Origin of the sequence: Stenotrophomonas acidaminiphila, from assembly GCF_001431595.1 — a bacterium.
Lineage (GTDB): Bacteria > Pseudomonadota > Gammaproteobacteria > Xanthomonadales > Xanthomonadaceae > Stenotrophomonas > Stenotrophomonas acidaminiphila.
Genome location: NZ_LDJO01000075.1, coordinates 13780 through 33182 on the forward strand (window position 1 = coordinate 13780; position 19403 = coordinate 33182).

Below are 19403 nucleotides of genomic sequence, written 5' to 3' on the forward strand. Positions count from 1 at the left end.
TGATTGTAGGCCCCGCCAAGGCCGCGCGTGCCGATGCCCGCGACGGCCCGCTGCCGGCCTCATGGCTGCCGGCGCCGGTACCAGTCTTCGATCAGCGTACGTGCGATCGAGATCGGCGGCGACAGCAGGATGCCCTGGCCGTCGTCGGCCTGTTCGCGCCGCAGCGCGGCGCCGATTTCCTCGGCGTCGAACCAGCGCGCGTCCTCGAGTTCGCCGTCCACCTGGGGGACGTCGCCATGCGCGGTGGCCCGGAAACCGACCATCAGCGCGCCCGGGAAGGGCCACGGCTGGGTGCACAGGTACTCGGCCTGGATCACCCGCACCCGGGTTTCCTCGAACACTTCGCGCGCCACGGTCTGCTCGAAGGTCTCGCCCGGTTCGACGAAACCGGCCACCACCGACCAGCGCCGCGGCGCCCAGCTGGCCTGGCGCCCGAGCAGCAGGCGGCCGTCGTGCTCGACCGCGACGATGACCGCCGGGTCCACCCGCGGGTAATGCTCGGTGCCGCACTGGCCGCAGCGGCCGATGAAACCGCCACGCCCGAACACCACCGCGGCACCGCAGACGCCGCAGAAGCGGTTGCGCGAATGCCAGTACGACATGCCGCGCGCGTAGCAGAACACGCCCGACGCGTCGGCCGGCCATTCGGCGGCGGCACGGCGCAGGTCGATGCGTCCTGGCGCCCGCGCCCCGACCATCGCCGCCTCGACCACGAACCAGGCGCGCTCGTGCTGCATGCCCAGGAAGATGGCCGTGCCCGGGCCGCCGCCGAGTTCGCGGCCACTGGTCAGGAACGGCTGGCCGTCGGCATCGGCGAAAGCGGTGCCGTCGGCATCGAGTACCAGCACCCGGGCGTCGGGCCACAGCCGCGCCAGCGCATCGGCGTCGTCGCGCAGCGCATCGGCGCGATCCAGCGCGGCGCCGGCAAAGGCGTGTGCGTGGAAGGAAGAGTCGAAAACAGGCATCGTCGGCAGACTACCGGCAAACCACCGTGGCGAGAAGCTGCCCGCGTCCGCGGGGATGCGCGCGTGTCCGCGGCATGGCGCAGGACTCAGACGGCGAAACTGCTGCCGCAGCCGCAGGTCGTGCGGGCGTTGGGATTGCGGATCACGAACTGCGCCCCGGTGAGGCTTTCCGAGTAATCGACCTCGGCGCCCATCAGGTACTGCAGGCTCAGCGGGTCCACCAGCAGGGTCACGCCGTCGGTGACCACCGCCAGGTCGTCGTCGGCCCGGTTCTCGTCGAACTCGAAGCCATACTGGAAGCCGGAACAGCCACCGCCCTGGATATAGACGCGCAGGGCCAGGGCAGCGTTGCCCTCCTCGCGGATCAGCTCGCTCACCTTGGCCGCGGCGGCCGGGGTGAAGTTCAGCGGGCGATCGAGGGACTGGTAATCGGGGGCGGCCGTTGCGCCGGGCAGGGAAACGAGCGTGCTCATGCGACCAGCATGGGGACGGCCGCGCGCCGATTCAAGCCTCCGCCGCTTCAGCCTGCTCCTGCAGCGCCGCCGCCTCGGGCGAAGGCAGCGCGGCCATCGCCGTGGCATGCACCAGGCGGCCGTTGAGCTGGGCGCCGGCGCCCATCTCGACCACCTGGTAGTGGACGTTGCCGTTGACCCGCGCGGTGGGGGTCAGCTCGATGCGCTCGCCGGCATGGACGTCGCCGTCCATGCGCCCGCTGAGCACCACCACCGAGGCACGGACCTCGCCGTCGATGTGGCCCTGCTCGGCCAGGGTCAGCACCGCCTTGGCGCCCTCCTCGGCGATCACCCGGCCCTCGATGCGCCCTTCCACGTACAGGCCGCCGCTGAACATCACGTCGCCACGGATCACCACCTGCGGCCCGATCAGGGCGTCCACGACCAGGTGGCTGTCGCGGCTGGACTTGTTCTTGAACATCACTGCTCCCCTCTGCCGTTGCCGGCGAGTTTCCAATCGAAAGTCTGTGTCGCGCTCCCCCCGGGCCCGGTCAACGAGACTCGCACACGTTGCGGGGTGAAATCCTTGGGCAGCATCACGCTGCCGTCCAGGCGCTGGAAATACCGGAACGAATAGGCCTGCCCGGGCACCTCACGGCGCTGGTGGAGCTCGTCCCAGGTCACCGTCGCCAGTTTGCCGCCCTTCACCCCTTCCACCGAGAACCGCATCTGCCCCTGGCTGATGGCGCCCCTGTTCAGGTTCTGCGTCAGCACCACGCTGTAGTGCCAGGTGCCCGCTGCTTCGGCAGAGAACTCCACCGAATGCGCATTCAGCCCCTTGCGCTGGCTGGTGGCGCCCACCAGGCGCTCGTAGAACGCGACATCCGCGCGCAGCCCGGCGATCTCCTCGTCGCGCTCGGCCAGCGATGCCTGCACCTCGGTATTGGCCGCGCGGCTGATCTTGTCCGACGCCTCCAGCGTGGCCTGGCGCTGCCGCAGCTCCTCGATCTGGGCGCGCTGCGCGGCGACGGTACGCTCGCTCTGGCGCAGGCGCTCGCGCAACCCGCCGGCATCGGGCGAGGCGTAGCGGGCGGCCAGCCAGCCCACCAGCAGCAGCGACAGCAGCCAGGCGACGGCGAGGACGGCCAGCCGCACCCACGCCGATCGCTGCGGCGTTCCCCGCAGGGTGATCTGGAAACGCGAGGGGGATGGATTGCTCATGGCGTTACATGACCGGTGCCGGATCCTGCGCGAAGCGGCACCTTCGCTCCGGTTGAAACGGCTGGGCAGTGTAAACGACTCCCGGCACGGCCCGCCGGGAACTGGCAATCCCCCGGGGCATGGTCGATAGTTGCGATCCTGCTCACAGTTCCCGCGCGAGTCCGCGACCATGACCGAAGCCCACGTTTTCGTCATCGGCATCCTGCTGGCCTGGCTGGCCGGCATCCGCGTGTACCTGACCGTGTTCGGCGTCGGCCTGGCCGGCGTGCTGGGCTGGGTCGAACTGCCGCCGGCACTGCAGGCCACGCAGTCATGGTGGGTGCTGGGCACCTCGGCCGCGCTGGCGACCACCGAGTTCTTCGCCGACAAGATCCCCGGCGTGGATTCGATCTGGGACCTGCTGCAGACCCTGGCCCGGGTACCGGCCGGCGCCTTCCTGGCCGCGGCGACCCTGTCCCCCGACGGCCAGCTCGGCGCCGGCGCGCTCGCCGCCGGCGCCGGCGTGGCACTGGCCAGCCATGGCCTGAAGGCCGGCACCCGGGCACTGCTGAACACTTCCCCGGAGCCGGCCAGCAACTGGGCCGCATCGGTGGCAGAGGACGGCGTGGTGATCGCCGGCCTGGCGCTGGCACTGGCCCACCCGTGGCTGGCGCTGGCGCTGGTGGTCGGCGCAAGCCTGCTGGGCGCGCTGACCGTATGGCTGGTCTGGCGCACGCTCTGGCGCGGGGTCAAGCGCCTGTTCGCCGCACCAGCGCCGGCCGCGGCAGCGGCAACGGCCAGGGACCATTCGCTGCCACCGGCTCGTTGACCGCATAATCCACGGCATACGGGGAGTACCGATGGCAAGCAACGACACACCTACCTCCTCCGCCCGCCTGTCGCGCGCGGAGGTCCCGCCGGCAGACTACTGGCAGCGCTGGAGCGTGGGCAACGCGCCGCCGGCCGAAGCAGTCCGCGCGCATATCGCCGCCGCCCCGGCAGCGGCACCCGAAGCGGGCCAGCCCGCGGCCGCCGAAACGCCCTATCGGGTGCTGATCGTCGAGGACGATCGCTCGCAGGCGCTGTTCGCGCAGAGCGTGCTGCACGGTGCCGGCATGCAGGCGATCGTGCAGATGGACGCCGAAGGCGTGCAGCAGGCCATCGCCGAGCACCGCCCCGACCTGATCCTGATGGACCTGCACATGCCCGGGCTCGATGGCATGCGGCTGACCGCGCTGATCCGCCAGAACCCGCAGCAGCAGCTGCTGCCCATCGTGTTCCTGACCGGCGACCCCGACCCCGAGCGCCAGTTCGAGGTGCTCGACAGCGGCGCCGACGATTTCCTCACCAAACCGATCCGCCCGCGCCACCTGGTCGCGGCGGTGGCCAACCGCATCCGCCGTTCGCGCCAGCAGTCGCAGGGCACGGCCGAAGGGGTGGCGTTGAGCAACCCGGAGACCGGGCTGCCAACCCGGCACAACCTGATGCTGCAACTGGATGCGGCGCTGGCCGCGGCCGAGCATGGCGGGCTGATGTTCATCGAGATCGCCAGCGCGCTGGGCCTGCGCGAACGCTATGGTTATGCCGCCTTCGAGCGGCTGATGATGCAGGCCGGCCGGCGCCTGGCCGAAGCCGCGCGCCCGCACCTGCTGGCGCGGTTGAACGACAACAGCTTCCTGCTGCTGGGCCGCGGCATGGACGAGGACGCGGTCGATGCACTGGCGCGCTCGGTACGCCAGGCACTGTCCGCGCACCCGTTCGTGGTGCGCGATGACGAATCGCTGCACCTGCGCTGCGCCGTGGGTCATGCACGCCTGTCGCAAGGTTTCGAGGACGCCGGCATCGCCCTGGAGGCGGTCGAACGCACCGCCCTGCAGGCGCGGCTGCTCGCCGACGGCGTGGCTGCCCACCAGGGCAACGGCGATGCCGCCGCGCAGGAACACCTGGCCCTGCTGGAGGGGCAGATCGAGCTGGCCTACCAGCCGATCGTGGCCGTCGCCGGCAGCGACACCGCGCAGTACCAGGTGCTGCTGCGCCTGCGGCGCAACGACGGCACCCTGCTCTCGGCCGGCCAGGTGATTCCGGCGGCCGAGGCGGCCGGGCGCATCGGCGATCTCGACCAGCAGGTGCTCGACCATGCGCTGGGGCTGCTGCACCGCTACCAGCACGCCGTGCCGCCGATGCGTCTGTTCGTGTCGCAATCGCTGCGCAGCCTCGCCCGCGAGGCGTTCGCCGGCTGGCTGCTCAAGGCCATCGCCGACCGGCAGATCGCCGGCAGCTCGCTGGTCATCGACGTGCGCCTGGGCGACGCGCTGGTACACGCGGTGACATTGCAGCAGTTCTGCGAACGGCTGATGCCCGCGGGCGTGCAGTTCTGCCTGAGCCAGTTCGAACCCGGCGACGAGGCCAACGCGCTGATGACCCAGCTGCCGCTGGGCTTCGTGCGCATGGCCGGACGCTTCGCCGGCAGCCACGCCAGCCAGCAGTTGCGCGACGAACTGCGCGGCGCGATCGATGCCGCGCACCGCGCCGGGCTGCAGATCATCGGCCAGCAGATCGAGGACCCGCAGGCCGCCGCCGCGATGTGGATGAGCGGCATCGACTTCATCCAGGGCAACGTGGTGCAGTCGGTCGGCAGCGAGCTGGACTTCGACTTCCAGAACACGGTGCTCTGAGATGCAGGCAGCCAACCGCTGGGCCATGGCTTCGGCGATGCTCGCGGTCGCCGCCGGCGCGGCGCAGTGGCTGCCGCCGCCGCTACCGGCGCAGATCATCACCACCGTCCTGGCCGCGCTCGCCTGCCTGTGCGCATTGCTGGCCGCGCTCGCCGCACGCGCCCTGGCCGACACGTCCGCCGCGTTCGCGCAGCGCTCGCGCGACAACGAGCGCGAGCTGCAGCGGCTGCGCCAGGAACAGCAGCGCCATGTCCAGCTCGAGCAGCAACTGCTGCAGGCCAAGCAGGATGCCGAGGCGGCGATGCTGGCCAAGGGCGAGTTCCTGGCCACCATGAGCCACGAGATCCGCACCCCGCTCAACGGCATCATCCCGATGCTGGAAATGGTCGCGCAGGGTCCGCTGGCCGCCGAACAGCGCGAGATGCTCAACACCGCCAGCGAGAGTTCGCGGGCGTTGTTCCGCATCGTCGACGACATCCTCGACTACTCCAAGCTCGAAGCGCAGCGGCTGGAACTGGAGATCACCACGTTCAACCTGCGCGAGCTGCTGGACTCGCTGCTGCAGCTGATGCAGCGCTCGGCCGCGCACAAGGGGCTGGACATCACCCTGGCGCTCGACCCGGCGGTGCGGCTGGCGGTGCGCGGCGACCCGGTACGCCTGCGCCAGGTGCTCAGCAACCTGATGGTCAACGCGATCAAGTTCACCGAACGCGGCGGCATCCAGGTGCAGGTGCGGCGCATGGGCGAGACCAACGCGCAGCACCTGCTGCGCTTCGAGGTCCGCGACACCGGCATCGGCATCGATGCGGAACAGCAGCAACGCCTGTTCAGCGCCTTCACCCAGGCCGATGCCTCGACCACCCGCCTGTATGGCGGCACCGGCCTGGGCCTGGCCATCTGCAAGCGCATCATCGACCTGATGCATGGCCGGATCGGGCTCGACTCGGTGCCCGGCCAGGGCTCGACCTTCTGGTTCGAGATTCCACTGCTCAAGGTGATCGGCGACCTGCGCGCACCGGCGCACGGTGCCCACCCGCGGGTGCTGCTGGTGTCCACCGACGCGCGCCTGCGCCAGCGGCTGGAGCTGATCCTGCCGAACTGGGGGTTCGAGGTCCGCAGCGTGGACACGGTGCAGGAAGCGCTGGACCTGCTCCGCACCGGCGGCACCACACAGCCCTTGCACGCCGTCATCGGCGACCTGTCATCGCTGCGCCTGGGTGTCGCGGCGCTGCAGCGGGCCGGCGGCGACCACCGCCTGGTCTGGCTGCAGGACGACGCACCGCTGCCGGCCGAGCTGCGCGACAGTCCACGCGTGGTATCGCGGCAGGCGGCGGATGCGGCCCTGCGCGCGGCGTTGACGGAACCGGCCAGCACTGCGCCGGACACCGGCGCGGCCGCACCCTCCGTCGCGCCGGAAGCGCCGCCCCCTGCCCCGGCATCGCTGGAACGGGCGCGCGGACTGGCCGGCACACGGGTGCTGCTGGTCGAGGACAACCCGGTCAACCTGCTCGTGGCGCAGAAGCTGCTGGGCGTGCTCGGCTGCGAAGTGGAAACCGCCATCAACGGCCAGCTCGCGCTGGACAAGCTGCACGCCGCCGCTTACCAGGCGGTGCTGATGGACTGCCAGATGCCAGTGCTGGACGGTTACGCCGCCACCCGCCGCTGGCGCGAGCACGAGGCCACTACCCAGGCTACGCGCCTGCCGATCATCGCCATGACCGCCAACGCCATGGCCGGCGACCGCCAGCGCTGCCTGGACGCGGGAATGGACGACTACCTGTCCAAGCCCATTTCGCGCGAAGGCCTGCAGGCCTGCCTGCTGCGCTGGTGCGGGCCCGCGCCGACCGCCGGCGACGAACCGCCGCAGGCGGCACCGGCCCAGCTCGAGGAAGCCCCGGCCTCGGCCGCCCAGTCCACCGCCCTGCCGGTGCTCGACCGCGAGGTGCTGGACGAACTGCGCGAGATCGCCGGCGCCGAGACCGCCACCATCATCGACGTGTTCCTCGACGACACCACCCCGCTGGTGCGCCAGCTGCAGGAGGCCGCGGTCACACCCGACCTGGACCAGTTGCGCGAACTGGCGCACAGCCTCAAGTCGGCCAGCGCCAATGTCGGTGCCCTGGCCCTGTCGGCCGCGGCGCGCCGGGTCGAACTGGCCGCCCGCTCGGGCAAGCTGGAACGCCCGGCGGTGATGGTCGCACTGATCATTGCCGAGTTCGCCCGCGCCCGGCTCGCGCTGATCGGCTACCAGTCGGACATGCGCGGCGAACGGGCCCTGCAGGCCTGAGCCCGGCTCGCGCGCACGCGCATGTCGCGCCGGGGCGCGCGTGCGGGAAAGGGAGCGGGATCAGCGCCGCGCAGACGGCGCGGCCCTGGGTAGATGAGCGATGCCGTGGCCTGGGCCCGCAAGTGCCCGGCACAGCGCCGGGGCGGGCGCTCAGTCGTCCAGCTTGGTCAGCAGGTAGTTCGGCTCGCCGATGCGCTCGATCAGGTCCAGCTGGGTTTCCAGCCAGTCGATGTGCTCTTCCTCGGAGTCGAGGATCTTCACGAACAGCTCGCGGCTGACGTAGTCGCCGATGCTCTCCGCGTAGGCCACGGCCTCGCGCAGCACCGCCACCGCCGAGGTTTCCAGCGCCAGGTCGCAGCGCAGGATCTCGACCGGACTCTCGCCGATGCGCAGCTTGCCCAGCGCCTGGAAGTTCGGCAGTCCCTCGAGGAACAGGATGCGGTCGGACAACGCGTCCGCATGCTTCATCTCGTCGATGGATTCCTTGTACTCGTGCTCGGCCAGCTCCTTCAGGCCCCAGTTCTTCAGCATCTTGGCGTGCAGGAAGTACTGGTTGATCGCGGTCAGCTCGTTGTAGAGCACCTTGTTGAGGAATTCGATGACCTTGACGTCGCCTTTCATGGGAGTTGCTCCTGCACGCATTGAACGCGCGCACTGTAGCGTCACGGATGCGTCGATGAAGGAACGCGAATCGTATGCATTGGTCCGGCCGCAACGGCGGACCTGACGCATGCGCTCACGCCGCGGCCACGCGCCGCGACGGAGTTCAGGCCACCCTGGCCAGGCCGAGTACCGGCAGCGGCAGGTCGTGCACCGCGCGCGCCTTGGCCAGGAGCTCGCCGGCCATCTCCAGGCAGGAACCGCAGCTGGAACCGCAGCCGGTGCGCATCGTCAGCTCGGCAACCGAACTGCAGCCGTTGTCGGCCGCTTCGCGGATCTGGTGGTCGGTGACACCGTTGCAGATGCAGACGTACACGGGGGCGATGGGCAGGACCGGCCGGGAGTGGCCGGAAGCCATTTCAACGAAAACGAGAACGATTGTCAATTAAAATCCTGAATCGTTATCGATCAGATGGCGGCCGTCAGGCCGTCAGGCCGTCAGGCCGTCGGCCCCTCGCCCTGCGCCTTCCGCGGCCAGTAGCCGCGCTTGCGCGAACGCTTGCGCGGGCGCTCATGGCCTGCCGCATGGCCGGGCATCCACGCCTCCTGGGCGCTCTTCGGCATCGCCGTCACCCCTTGCCCGGCGATGCCCCGCGCCAACGGCGCCAGATGCCGCAGCGCGCGCGCATAGACACCCCGCTTGAACATGACCACATGCTCGACGGGATACCAGAAATCCACCCAGCGCCAATGGTCGAACTCGGGGGCCTCGGTATGGTCCAGGCGCACATGGCCTTCGTCGCCGGTCAGCCGCAGCAGGAACCAGACCTGCTTCTGGCCGATGCAGACCTGCTTCTCGGTACGGCGGATGGCGCGGCTGGGCAACCGGTAGCGAAGCCAGCCCGGGGTAGCCCCGAGCACTTCGACATGTTCAGGCAACAGGCCGGTTTCTTCCTGCAGCTCGCGATACATGGCCTCGACCGGGGTCTCGTCGGAGTTCATCCCACCCTGCGGGAACTGCCAGCCGTCCCGGCGCACGCGTCGTGCCCAGAACACCTGTCCGTCTTCCCGCATCAGCACGATGCCGACGTTCGGTCGATAGCCGTCCGGATCGATCACGATGCGGACTCCTAAATATTTCTACTGGCTTGGACTCTGCCATGGCCGCTGCAATGCCACAAGCGCGGAAAAAACAGTTGACAGGCAAGCCGGCGATACGCAGAATTGCGGGCTCCCTGAGGCTATGTAGCTCAGCCGGTTAGAGCACAGCACTCATAATGCTGGGGTCGGTGGTTCGAGTCCACCCATAGCCACCAAGGGAGCAGGAGCCCGGCTCCTGAAAACCACAGCCCCGTCGCCAAGCGGTAAGGCATCTGACTCTGACTCAGACATTCGGAGGTTCGAATCCTTCCGGGGCTGCCAGATATCAAAAGACCAGATCGAAAGATCTGGTCTTTTTTTGCCTGCTCCAGCGGTCTCGCCACCCCTGTTGGCCTCGACCGTCGCGGCATGCGATAATCCACCCCTGCCTAGCCCCGTCGCCAAGCGGTAAGGCACCTGACTCTGACTCAGGCATTCGGAGGTTCGAATCCTTCCGGGGCTGCCAAATACCAAAGGCCTGATCGAAAGATCAGGCCTTTCTTTTTGCCCCCAGCGGATGCCGGCGCGGCAGCCGCCATGGGCTTCACGCCACCCCGGAACGACAAAAGCCCGGCCGAGGCCGGGCTTTTGTTTTCCCAGCGGGATCCCGGAGGACCCCACGCCAGGCGCGATGGATCAGCGCTTGGAGAACTGGGTGGCGCGGCGGGCCTTGTGCAGACCAACCTTCTTGCGCTCGACTTCGCGGGCGTCACGGGTCATGAAGCCGGCCTTGCGCAGCTCGGACTTCAGGCCTTCGTCGTACTCGACCAGGGCGCGGGCGATGCCCAGGCGGATCGCACCGGCCTGGCCGGTGGTGCCGCCGCCGGTGGCGGTGACGATGACGTCGAAGCTCTCGGTGTTCTTGGTCAGCTCGAGCGGCTGGCGCACGATCATGCGCGCGGTCTCACGGCCGAAGAACTCGTCCAGCGGACGGCCATTGACGGTGATGTTGCCCGAACCCTTGCGCAGGAACACGCGGGCGGTGGAGGACTTGCGGCGGCCAGTGCCGTAGTTTTGCGTGATAGCCATGATTAGATATCCAGAACTTGCGGCTGCTGGGCGGCGTGCGGGTGCTCGGCGCCGGCGTAGACCTTGAGCTTGCGGTACATGGCGCGGCCCAGCGGGCCCTTCGGCAGCATGCCCTTGACAGCGATCTCGATCACGCGCTCCGGGTGACGCTCCAGCGCCTGGGCCAGGGTCTCGGTCTTCAGGTTGCCGATGTAGCCGGTGAAGCGGTGGTACTGCTTGTCCTGCAGCTTCTTGCCGGTGACGACAATCTTCTCTGCGTTGATGACAACCAGGTAGTCGCCGGTATCGACGTGCGGGGTGTAGACCGGCTTGTGCTTGCCACGCAGGCGGCGGGCCAGCTCGGTGGCCAGACGGCCCAGGGTCTTGCCCGAGGCGTCGACGAGATACCAGTCACGCTGGACGGTCTCGTTCTTTGCGGTGAAAGTGCTCATGAAAGAACTCAGGTTAGGTCGGGCTCATTGCGGCGCTGAACTGCCGGAACTCTGCCACGCGTTGTGAAGGTGAAACACAAGAGGCGGAATTGTACCGGCCGTGACCGGCCCACGCAAGCCGCCACCCGGCCGGCCTTGGCAGCCCCGGGGACAGCGGCGAGAATCCGGCTCTCCCCCACCCCGCCTGGACGCCATGACCACCGACCGCGCCTTCACGCCCCTGGACCGCCTGCTGACCGAGGCCCAGCGCGCGCTGGACACGGTGTTCGGCAACCCGCCGGCGCGCCGCCCCAACCCCGCCGGCGATACCCCGGACGTGGTGCTGGAACCGGACGCAAGGCGCCACGCCGCAGGCCTGATGCGCATCAACCACGTCGGCGAAGTGTGCGCTCAGGGGCTGTATTTCGGACAGGCAGCCGTCGCCCGCGACCCGTCCACCCGCGCGCACCTGCTGGAAGCGGCGCAGGAGGAGACCGACCACCTGGGCTGGTGCGCGGACCGCCTGCGCGAGCTCGACAGCCGCCCCAGCCTGTTCAACCCGCTGTGGTATGCCGGCAGCTACGCCATCGGCACCCTCGCCGGGCTGCGCGGCGACGGCTGGAACCTGGGTTTCGTGGTCGAGACCGAGCGCCAGGTGGAGGCGCACCTGGACGAGCACCTTGAGACCCTGCCACCGGCCGACCAGCGCAGCCGCGAGATCCTCAAGGTGATGAAGATCGACGAGGCACGCCACGCCGACCATGCCGAACACGCCGGCGCGCGGATCCTGCCGGCACCGATCCCGGCGGTGATGGCACTGGCCTCCCGGGCCATGAAAACCATCGCCTACCGGCTCTGAACCCACGCCCCGGCCTCACGGCGGAACGGGCGAAGCACGCATTCCGTCTGCTGCAGGGCCCACGGGTCAAGCCGGCGCGCCGAAGGCGCGGGAATGGGTGAACCCGGAGCCGGGACCCAAGGTTTGCGCAGCGGACCCCGGGGCAGCATGCCCGCTCCGCGGACGTGACTACGACACGATCTTCAACCCGATCACGCCAGCCACGATCAGGCCGATGCACAGCAGCCGCGGCCACGAGGCGCTGTCGCCGAACAGCACGATGCCCAGCGCGGCGGCGCCGACCGCGCCGATCCCGGTCCAGATCGCATAGCCGGTGCCGATCGGGATCGACCTGAGCGACTGCGACAGGCACCAGAAGCTGACCGCCATCGCCGCCAGGGTGCCCACGCTGGGCCACAGCCGGGTCCAGCCCTCGGTGTACTTCAGGCCGATCGCCCAGACGACTTCGAACAGACCGGCCACCAGCAGGTAGATCCAGGCCATGGGGTTTACTCCTTAAAGGTTTGGGCACAAAAAAAGCGGCCCGGTGCTGGTGAGCACCGGGCCGCCGTCGGCTGTGTTCCGTGGATCGCACCACGGGGCGGGCCGTCCCGCCGGGTATTTCAGGAGCGGCAGGCTAGCAACCGCTCCCCGAACCGCATGTAACCGTCACTCGGCCAGGTTGCGGCCGTGGAACAGCTCCTCGATCTCGCGGCGCAGCAGCGCCTCGATCTTCATGCGCTCCTTGAACGAGAGGTTCTTGGCCTTCTCCTCGAACAGGTACTGGTCCAGGTCGAAATCCTTCAGGTGCATCTTCGTGTGGAAGATGTTCTCCTGGTAGACGTTGACGTCGAACATCTCGTAGCGCGACTTGATGTTCTTGGCCAGGAAGTTCTGGATCGAGTTGATCTTGTGGTCGATGAAGTGCTTCTTGCCCTTCACGTCGCGGGTGAAGCCACGGACGCGGTAGTCCATGATCACGATGTCCGACTCGAGGCTCTCGATCAGGTAGTTCAGCGCCTTCAGCGGCGAGATCACGCCGCAGGTGGCGACGTCGATATCGGCGCGGAAGGTGGCGATGCCTTCCTGCGGGTGTGTCTCGGGATAGGTATGGACGGTGATGTGGCTCTTGTCCATGTGCGCGACCACCGCGTCGGAGATCAGCTCCTTGCCGGCGGCCTTCTTGTCGATCACCGGCTCCTCGGAGATGAGGATGGTCACCGACGCGCCCTGCGGATCGTAATCCTGACGGGCGATGTTCAGGATGTTGGCGCCGATGATCTCGGCCACATCGGTGAGGATCTGCGTGAGTCGATCGGCGTTGTATTCCTCGTCGATGTACTCGATGTAACGCTGGCGCTCCTCTTCGGTACGCGCATAGCAGACGTCATAGATGTTGAAGCTCAGCGCCTTGGTGAGGTTGTTGAAACCCTGCAACCTCAGGCGAGGCAACGGCTTGACCACGGCGGTCGGTCCTGTGAATGGTGGGAAAGGGGGCAATTATGGGGCAAACCGCCCCCCGGCGAAACGTGCGCGGCCAACAGGCGTTTGCCCCTTGTGGCCTGCGTCGCTAAGCTTGTCCGTTAAGACAAGTTCATAAACACGAACATGAACGTCATCATGAGTCCAGGGATCGCCAACACCGTGCCTAACGTGCGCCTCGCCTCCAGCCCCTTGGCCCTGGATATCGCCACCATCGATCGGTTCCTGGCCCACAGCCACCGCCGCCGCTACCCGGGGCGCACCGACGTGTTCCGCCCCGGCGACCCGGCCGGCACCATGTACTACGTGGTCAGCGGCTCGGTCAGCATCATCGCCGAGGAGGACGAGGACCGGGAACTGGTGCTGGGCTACTTCGGCGCCGGCGAGTTCGTCGGCGAGATGGGGCTGTTCATCGAATCGGACAAGCGCGAGGTGATCCTGCGCACCCGCACCCCCTGCGAACTGGCCGAGATCAGCTACGAACGGCTGCACCAGCTGTTCCTGGGGCCGCTGTCCAGCGACGCCCCGCGGCTGCTGTACGCGATCGGCTCGCAGATTTCCCGGCGCCTGCTGCACACCAGCCGCAAGGCCAGCCGCCTGGCGTTCCTGGACGTGACCGACCGCATCGTGCGCACCCTGCACGACCTGGCCCGCGAGCCGGAATCGATGAGTCACCCGCAGGGCACCCAGCTGCGCGTTTCGCGGCAGGAGATCGCCCGGCTGGTGGGCTGCTCGCGGGAAATGGCCGGGCGCGTGCTCAAGAAGCTGCAGGCCGACGGCATCCTGCACGCGCGCGGCAAGACCATCGTGCTGTACGGAACGCGTTGATACGTACTCACGCATAAACCCCAGAGTCTGCTCCGCAGACCCCGGGGCCCCGGCGCATCGGCCTCCAGATCCCTGCGCCTGTCCGCGCGCGCCCCTTTGACAACAAAAGCGGGCTGCCTCAGCGGAAACCTGACGTCTCCAGCCCCCGAGTCCGGCACCGCGGGGCAATCCCGCGGCCTTGACGGTTGCCTTCCTTACCCAGCAGTCTCCACCAATGGAATTTGGAAGCGAGTTCTACTGGTTCATCCTGATCGGGATCGGGGCGCAGCTGGTCGATGGCGCCCTGGGCATGGCATTCGGGCTGGTGTCCTCGTCTGTTCTGTTGAGCATGGGGCTGCCACCGGCGGCGGTGAGCGCCAGCATCCATACCGCCGAGGTATTCACCACCGGCGCGTCCGGGGTATCGCATCTGGCGGCCGGCAACGTCGACCGGCGGCTGTTCCTGCGCCTGGCGCTGCCCGGTGCGGTTGGCGGCGCACTCGGCGCCTACGTCCTGACCCAGTTGCCCGGCGAGTTCATCCGCCCCTTCATCTATCTCTACCTGCTGGCGCTGGCGATCTTCATCCTTGCCCGCGCGGCCGGCCGCTTCACCCCACGCAGCGAGGTGCAGCGGGTACCGGTGCTGGGCTTCTTCGCCGGCCTGCTCGACGCCAGTGGCGGCGGCGGCTGGGGGCCGGTGGCGACCTCGACCCTGCTCGCGCGCGGCGGCAAGGCACGCACCACCATCGGTACGGTGAATGCGGCCGAATTCATCGTCACCCTGGCGATCTCGACCACGTTCCTGCTGTCGATGGGATTGCAGCACCTGTCCATCGTCGCCGGGCTGCTGGTCGGCGGGATGATGGCCGCACCGGTGGCGGCGCTGCTGGTCAAGCGCCTCAAGGAGCGCTGGGTACTCATCGCGGTGGGGGTGCTGGTGCTGTCGATCAGCCTGTTCCAGATCGGCCACGCACTGCACCGCTGGCTGGGCTGACGCCCGGCAGGCGCACCGCCGGCCAATGGCCGGCGGCGCCGTTCAGGCCGGCTCGCCGCCGCGCTCGGCACAGCCCCAGTTGAGGATGCGGGTGCCGGCCGGCAACACACGGCGGAAGTACGCCACCCGCGAATGCTTGGGGTTGACCACCACCGGCGCCTGCGCCGCGCGCAGCAGCGGCAGGTCGGCGGTGCTGTCCGAGTAGGCGATGGCGATGGCGCCATAGCCGCGCTCGCGCAGCATGCGCATCTTCTCTTCGTTGTGGCAGTGGCGGGTGGCGCCCATCGCGCCCAGCCGCGGCCCCACTTCGCTGCCGACCACCGGCACGTCCTGGTGCGCGACGAAGGCCAGGATGGCACGCGCCAGCTCCGGCGGCGCACCGGTTGCCACCACCACCCGGTCGCCGGCGCGGCGATGCGCGGCGAACACATCCAGCGCCCGTGGCAGCAGCCGCGCGCGGATCGCAGGTTCGTGCGCGCGCACGTACTGGTCGATGATGCCGTTGAACTCCCGCGCCCGGTGCAGGCCGAAGGTCGCGATCCACACGTAGCCGGAAATGCCGAAGCGGCGCGTCGGCAGCAGCGCCACCAGCGGGCCGAACAATGGCGTGATCAGCACTGCCGCCAGCATCCGCAGCGGGTTGCGGCGGATCAGCCAGGCGAACAGGTGGCTGCCGGAATCGCCGTCGTACAGCGTGTGGTCGAAATCGAAGACGACCAGTTGCGCGTCGTCGCGGGGAACGGGGTAGGACTCGGTCATGCGCTGAAGAATAGCTGACGCAGGCCCTCGCCCGGCTCCTCCACGCGCATGAAGGCCTCGCCGACCAGGAAGGCGTTGACGCCGGCCTCGCGCATGGTCCTGACGTCGGCCGGGCCGAGGATGCCGCTCTCGGTGACCAGCAGGCGGTCGCGCGGCACCGCCGCGCGCATCGACAGCGTGGTGTCCAGCGATACCTCGAAGGTGCGCAGGTTGCGGTTGTTGATGCCCACCAGCGGCACCGGCACCTGGATGGCGCGCTCCAGCTCGTCGATGTCATGGACTTCCACCAGCACGTCCATGCCCAGCTGCATCGCCAGGTCGGACAATCCGGCCAGCTGGCGGTCGTCCAGCGCCGAGACGATCAGCAGGATGCAGTCCGCGCCCAGCACGCGGGCCTCGACCACCTGGTAGGGGTCGATGACGAAATCCTTGCGCAGCACCGGCAGCGTGCAGGCCTCGCGCGCCTCGCGCAGATAGGCGTCGGCGCCCTGGAAGAAATCCACGTCGGTGAGCACCGACAGGCAGCTGGCGCCGCCCAGCTCGTAGCTGACCGCGATCTCGGCCGGACGGAAATCCGGGCGGATCACGCCCTTGGACGGGCTGGCCTTCTTGACCTCGGCGATCACCGCCGGGTCGCCGTTGGCGATGGCCGCCTGCAGCGCGCTGGCGAAACCACGCACCGGCGACGCATCGGCAACGCGCGCCTTCAGTTCGGCCAGCGGCACGCGGGCACTGCGCTCGGCCACCTCCTGCGTCTTGCGGGCGAGGATGGTGTTGAGGATGTCGCTCATGACTCTGCTTTCCTGGAAGACGGTACGGCGGGAAGGGAAGACGGGTTGGCGCTCAGCCGGCCAAGGCGCGGCTGGCGGCGACGTACTGCTGCATGCGGGCACGGGCGCTGCCGTCGGCGATGACCGCGCGCGCGCGCGCCAGCCCGTCGGCGATGCTGTCGGCCACGCCGGCCACGTACAGGGCGGCGCCGGCGTTGAGCGCGACGATGTCGTTGGCCGGGCCGGGCTGGTTGTCGAGCACGCCGCGCAGCATGGCGATGGACTCTTCCGGGTTGGCCACCTTGAGATTGCGGCTGGCCGACATGGCGATGCCGAAATCCTCCGGGTGGATTTCGTACTCGCGCACCTTGCCGTCGCGCAGCTCGCCGACCAGGGTGCCGGCGCCCAGCGAGATCTCGTCCATGTTGTCGCGGCCCCACACCACCAGCGCGCGCTGCGCGCCCAGCTCGCGCAGCACGCGCGCCTGGATGCCGACCAGGTCGGGGTGGAACACGCCCATCAGGATGTTGGTGGCGCCAACCGGGTTGGTCAGCGGACCGAGGATGTTGAAGATGGTGCGCACGCCCATCTCGCGCCGCACCGGCGCCACCACCTTCATCGCCGGGTGGTGCATCGGCGCGAACATGAAGCCGATGCCGGTCTGCTCGATGACCCGCACCACCTGCTCCGGGTTGAGCTCGATCGCCGCACCCAGCGCCTCCACCGCATCGGCGCTGCCGGACTTGGACGACACGCTGCGGTTGCCGTGCTTGGCCACCTTGGCACCAGCCGCGGCCACCACGAACATCGAGCAGGTGGAGATGTTGAAGGTATGCGAGCCATCGCCGCCGGTGCCGACGATGTCGACCAGGTGCGATTTGTCGGCCACCGCCACCGGCAGCGCGAACTCGCGCATCACCGTGGCCGCGCCCGCGATCTCGCCGACGGTCTCCTTCTTCACCCGCAGGCCGGTGAGGATGGCGGCGGTCATGGTCGGGGACACTTCGCCACGCATGATCTGCCGCATCAGGTCGACCATCTCGTCGAAGAAGATCTCGCGGTGTTCGATGGTGCGTTGCAGGGCTTCCTGCGCGGTGATGGTCATGAAAACTCCAGGATCAGGAAATGACGATGTAGTCGCTCTGGCTGCGGATGCCGGCGTGGGGGCCGGGAACCAGGTGCACGTGCAGGCCGCCGATGGGGCCGACGGGCAGGCAGCTGTCGACGTCGAACAGGGCATCGCGGTGCGGCTTGATCCACTCCGCGCCGGCCTGGCGCAGCGCCTTGCGCTTGGCGTCGGCCGTGTCGTCGGCGACCACCAGCAGGTAACGGTGGGCCTCGCCGAACTCGCCGGCGACATAGCCGCCCAGATTCACGAAGTAGAGCCGCGGCGCATCGGCGGCGGGCGCGTCCGCGGACAGGCGCACCTGCCACTGTTCGACGCCATCGACCGTCATCCACGAATCGATGTGCAGCCCGGACGTCTCGCCGAACCACTGCTGGCGCAGCTGGGCATGGGTCCGTTCGATGCCCGGCGCCACCGCCAGCACCACGTCGTGCACTTCGGTGTTGGCGCGCGCATGGCGGCCGCCGAGCATCACCACGAACAGCCGCAGCGCTTCGGTCCCGCTCAGCACGTGCGGTCCAGGAAGTTCTTCATCAGCGCGTGGCCGTGCTGGGTGAGGATGGACTCGGGATGGAACTGCACGCCTTCCACCGGATGCTGGCGGTGGCGCAGGCCCATGATCTCCTCCATCGAACCGTCGGCGTTCTCGGTCCAGGCGGTGATCTCCAGCACGTCCGGCAGCGTGGCCTTGTCCACCACCAGCGAGTGGTAGCGCGTGGCCTCGTAGCGGTCGGGCAGCCCGGCGAACACGCCCTTGCCCTCGTGGCGGATCGGCGAGGTCTTGCCGTGCATGATGTTGCCGGCGCGGATCACGTCGCCGCCATACACCTGGCCGATGCTCTGGTGGCCCAGGCACACGCCGAAGATCGGGATGGTCGGGCCGAGCCGCCGGATCACCTCCAGCGACACCCCGGCGTCGTCGGGGGTTTTCGGCCCCGGCGACACCACGATGTGCGAGGGATTGAGCGCGGCGATCTGTTCGACGCTCAGCGCGTCGTTGCGCACCACCTTCACCTCGGCGCCCAGCATCTGCAGGTACTGCACGAGGTTGAAGGTGAAGCTGTCGTAGTTGTCGATCATCAACAGCATGGTTCGTCTCTCATCGTTGTCGTGTAGCCGCCGGTGCTTCGTCGATGCCTGTAATCAGTTGCCATTTCCCGTCCCAGCGCGCATAGCCCGGGGCCGCATAGTCGGCATCCGCACTCACCGAGCCAATTCCAAATTTCGCCATGTCTGCAACCGACACCGTCCAGTCGCACGCACAACCTTGTTCCTGGCCAAGAACCGTAATCGCCGGATCAACCCCGATCATTCTGAAGAACGCGGCCTGTTCCGAGTAAACGCGGCGGTACCATTTTTTCGTGGCTCTCCGCGCAGACCATCGCTCCAGCCACGTGAGCGGCCGACCGAGCTGCCTCTCGACACCGGAGAAGTCGAAACTCTCGAGAAGATTCTTCTGCAGCATGGAACCGTGCCAGATGACCAGCGCGCCACTGTCCACCCGCTTCCGCCGGCCTGCCGGGAACACATAGTTCGCGCAGGAGGATATGCAGATATCTCCCACTACACGTACATCCATCCCTCGCTCATGCAGCATCCTGCCCAGTGCCATTCCTGCCTCAATGTCGCCGCCGCCCGATCGGATGGCCAGCTCCGTCAGCGAACTGTCCGCGTCCAGAAATGCCCGCACCCTGGCAACCGACTCATCCGCTATACGTCCATCAAAATGGAGCGCCGTGCCCTCCGGACGTATCACTGCATTCTGCCTGTCCCCGGGAAGGTCAGATTCCCGGGCCGATGCGACGGCTGCCAGACCCATCGCCGCCACGAAAAATGCGGTCCGCGGGCCATTGGCAATCATCCCTTTCA

General features: G+C 68.4%; 23 protein-coding genes and 3 tRNA genes. 9 read left to right on the forward strand and 17 right to left on the reverse strand.

Features of this window, described 5'->3' with window-relative positions; translation table 11 throughout:
- Positions 1-59 precede the first annotated feature (59 nt).
- The 4 genes from nudC to ABB33_RS16460 form a co-directional block, all read right to left on the reverse strand.
- Positions 60-965, reverse strand: coding sequence for an NAD(+) diphosphatase (nudC, locus tag ABB33_RS16445; protein WP_054667781.1), 906 nt, complete (start codon positions 963-965; stop codon positions 60-62).
- Between the two features lie 86 nt (positions 966-1051).
- Positions 1052-1438: an iron-sulfur cluster insertion protein ErpA gene (gene erpA / locus ABB33_RS16450; RefSeq protein WP_054667784.1), complete on the reverse strand. Its 387-nt coding sequence runs from the start codon at positions 1436-1438 to the stop codon at positions 1052-1054.
- A gap of 31 nt (positions 1439-1469) precedes the next feature.
- Entirely contained in the window at positions 1470-1898 is a 429-nt protein-coding gene (locus tag ABB33_RS16455) for a bactofilin family protein (RefSeq protein ID WP_056932807.1), read from the reverse strand.
- Positions 1898-2638 (reverse strand): DUF6776 family protein, encoded by a 741-nt coding sequence (locus ABB33_RS16460; protein WP_054667789.1) that lies wholly within the window; start codon positions 2636-2638, stop codon positions 1898-1900. The genes ABB33_RS16455 and ABB33_RS16460 overlap by 1 nt, the downstream gene beginning before the upstream one ends.
- 169 nt (positions 2639-2807) lie before the next feature.
- Between ABB33_RS16460 and ABB33_RS16465 the strand changes: the two genes are divergently transcribed.
- Genes ABB33_RS16465 through ABB33_RS16475 form a run of 3 tightly spaced genes read left to right on the forward strand, consistent with a single transcriptional unit; the run spans position 2808 to position 7579 of the window.
- Positions 2808-3446: a DUF4126 domain-containing protein gene (locus ABB33_RS16465; RefSeq protein WP_056932808.1), complete on the forward strand. Its 639-nt coding sequence runs from the start codon at positions 2808-2810 to the stop codon at positions 3444-3446.
- A 31-nt stretch (positions 3447-3477) separates the two neighbouring features.
- Complete coding sequence (locus ABB33_RS16470) at positions 3478-5292, forward strand: EAL domain-containing protein (protein WP_054667792.1); 1815 nt, start codon at positions 3478-3480, stop codon at positions 5290-5292.
- Between the two features lies 1 nt (position 5293).
- Positions 5294-7579, forward strand: a complete 2286-nt coding sequence (locus ABB33_RS16475; protein ID WP_380609978.1) for a hybrid sensor histidine kinase/response regulator — start codon at positions 5294-5296, stop codon at positions 7577-7579.
- Between the two features lie 150 nt (positions 7580-7729).
- Here the strand turns inward: ABB33_RS16475 and bfr are convergent, their stop codons facing one another.
- From bfr to ABB33_RS16490, 3 genes are all read right to left on the reverse strand, one after another.
- Positions 7730-8200, reverse strand: a complete 471-nt coding sequence (bfr, locus tag ABB33_RS16480; protein ID WP_054667795.1) for a bacterioferritin — start codon at positions 8198-8200, stop codon at positions 7730-7732.
- A gap of 145 nt (positions 8201-8345) precedes the next feature.
- Entirely contained in the window at positions 8346-8555 is a 210-nt protein-coding gene (locus ABB33_RS16485; protein WP_054668794.1) for a (2Fe-2S)-binding protein, read from the reverse strand.
- A gap of 122 nt (positions 8556-8677) precedes the next feature.
- Positions 8678-9298: an RNA pyrophosphohydrolase gene (locus ABB33_RS16490; RefSeq protein ID WP_056932809.1), complete on the reverse strand. Its 621-nt coding sequence runs from the start codon at positions 9296-9298 to the stop codon at positions 8678-8680.
- 120 nt (positions 9299-9418) lie between these two features.
- Between ABB33_RS16490 and ABB33_RS16495 the strand changes: the two genes are divergently transcribed.
- The 3 genes from ABB33_RS16495 to ABB33_RS16505 all read left to right on the forward strand — a co-directional run bounded on the left by ABB33_RS16495 (position 9419) and on the right by ABB33_RS16505 (position 9785).
- Positions 9419-9495 (forward strand) — tRNA-Met (locus ABB33_RS16495).
- Between the two features lie 31 nt (positions 9496-9526).
- Positions 9527-9601 (forward strand) — tRNA-Gln (locus tag ABB33_RS16500).
- A gap of 109 nt (positions 9602-9710) precedes the next feature.
- Positions 9711-9785 (forward strand) — tRNA-Gln (locus ABB33_RS16505).
- A 170-nt stretch (positions 9786-9955) separates the two neighbouring features.
- Here the strand turns inward: ABB33_RS16505 and rpsI are convergent.
- Both rpsI and rplM read right to left on the reverse strand, forming a co-directional pair.
- Positions 9956-10348 carry a 30S ribosomal protein S9 gene (gene rpsI / locus ABB33_RS16510; protein ID WP_054667799.1) on the reverse strand — a complete coding sequence of 131 codons (393 nt, stop codon included), beginning with the start codon at positions 10346-10348 and terminating at the stop codon, positions 9956-9958.
- 2 nt (positions 10349-10350) lie between these two features.
- Complete coding sequence (gene rplM / locus ABB33_RS16515; protein WP_056932810.1) at positions 10351-10779, reverse strand: 50S ribosomal protein L13; 429 nt, start codon at positions 10777-10779, stop codon at positions 10351-10353.
- A 193-nt stretch (positions 10780-10972) separates the two neighbouring features.
- Between rplM and coq7 the strand changes: the two genes are divergently transcribed.
- Entirely contained in the window at positions 10973-11617 is a 645-nt protein-coding gene (gene coq7, locus ABB33_RS16520) for a 2-polyprenyl-3-methyl-6-methoxy-1,4-benzoquinone monooxygenase (protein ID WP_054667802.1), read from the forward strand.
- A 168-nt stretch (positions 11618-11785) separates the two neighbouring features.
- Here coq7 and sugE read toward each other — a convergent pair whose 3' ends face one another.
- A complete protein-coding gene (gene sugE, locus ABB33_RS16525) occupies positions 11786-12100 on the reverse strand; it encodes a quaternary ammonium compound efflux SMR transporter SugE (RefSeq protein ID WP_056932811.1) in 315 nt (104 codons plus the stop codon).
- 165 nt (positions 12101-12265) lie between these two features.
- Entirely contained in the window at positions 12266-13060 is a 795-nt protein-coding gene (gene speD / locus ABB33_RS16530) for an adenosylmethionine decarboxylase (protein WP_054667806.1), read from the reverse strand.
- A 156-nt stretch (positions 13061-13216) separates the two neighbouring features.
- On the opposite strand from speD, the gene crp reads away from it, so the two are divergent.
- Together crp and ABB33_RS16540 are read left to right on the forward strand one after the other, a co-directional pair.
- The gene (gene crp, locus ABB33_RS16535; protein ID WP_054668795.1) at positions 13217-13906 is read left to right on the forward strand and encodes a cAMP-activated global transcriptional regulator CRP; all 690 of its coding nucleotides are present in this window, start codon (positions 13217-13219) and stop codon (positions 13904-13906) included.
- A 214-nt stretch (positions 13907-14120) separates the two neighbouring features.
- Positions 14121-14879 carry a sulfite exporter TauE/SafE family protein gene (locus ABB33_RS16540; RefSeq protein ID WP_054667808.1) on the forward strand — a complete coding sequence of 253 codons (759 nt, stop codon included), beginning with the start codon at positions 14121-14123 and terminating at the stop codon, positions 14877-14879.
- 42 nt (positions 14880-14921) lie between these two features.
- On the opposite strand, the gene ABB33_RS16545 is transcribed toward ABB33_RS16540, so the two are convergent.
- The 6 genes from ABB33_RS16545 to ABB33_RS16570 are packed head-to-tail and all read right to left on the reverse strand — an operon-like array spanning position 14922 to position 19395.
- Positions 14922-15638, reverse strand: a complete 717-nt coding sequence (locus tag ABB33_RS16545) for a haloacid dehalogenase-like hydrolase (protein WP_054667810.1) — start codon at positions 15636-15638, stop codon at positions 14922-14924.
- Positions 15635-16429: an indole-3-glycerol phosphate synthase TrpC gene (gene trpC, locus ABB33_RS16550; RefSeq protein WP_056932812.1), complete on the reverse strand. Its 795-nt coding sequence runs from the start codon at positions 16427-16429 to the stop codon at positions 15635-15637. The genes ABB33_RS16545 and trpC overlap by 4 nt, the downstream gene beginning before the upstream one ends.
- A 52-nt stretch (positions 16430-16481) precedes the next feature.
- Positions 16482-17513, reverse strand: a complete 1032-nt coding sequence (gene trpD, locus ABB33_RS16555; RefSeq protein ID WP_056932813.1) for an anthranilate phosphoribosyltransferase — start codon at positions 17511-17513, stop codon at positions 16482-16484.
- 13 nt (positions 17514-17526) lie between these two features.
- Positions 17527-18045, reverse strand: coding sequence for a DUF1543 domain-containing protein (locus tag ABB33_RS16560; RefSeq protein ID WP_225546643.1), 519 nt, complete (start codon positions 18043-18045; stop codon positions 17527-17529).
- Positions 18039-18623 (reverse strand): anthranilate synthase component II, encoded by a 585-nt coding sequence (locus ABB33_RS16565; protein ID WP_056932814.1) that lies wholly within the window; start codon positions 18621-18623, stop codon positions 18039-18041. The genes ABB33_RS16560 and ABB33_RS16565 overlap by 7 nt, the downstream gene beginning before the upstream one ends.
- A 10-nt stretch (positions 18624-18633) precedes the next feature.
- The gene (locus ABB33_RS16570) at positions 18634-19395 is read right to left on the reverse strand and encodes a hypothetical protein (RefSeq protein ID WP_056932815.1); all 762 of its coding nucleotides are present in this window, start codon (positions 19393-19395) and stop codon (positions 18634-18636) included.
- Positions 19396-19403 lie beyond the last annotated feature (8 nt).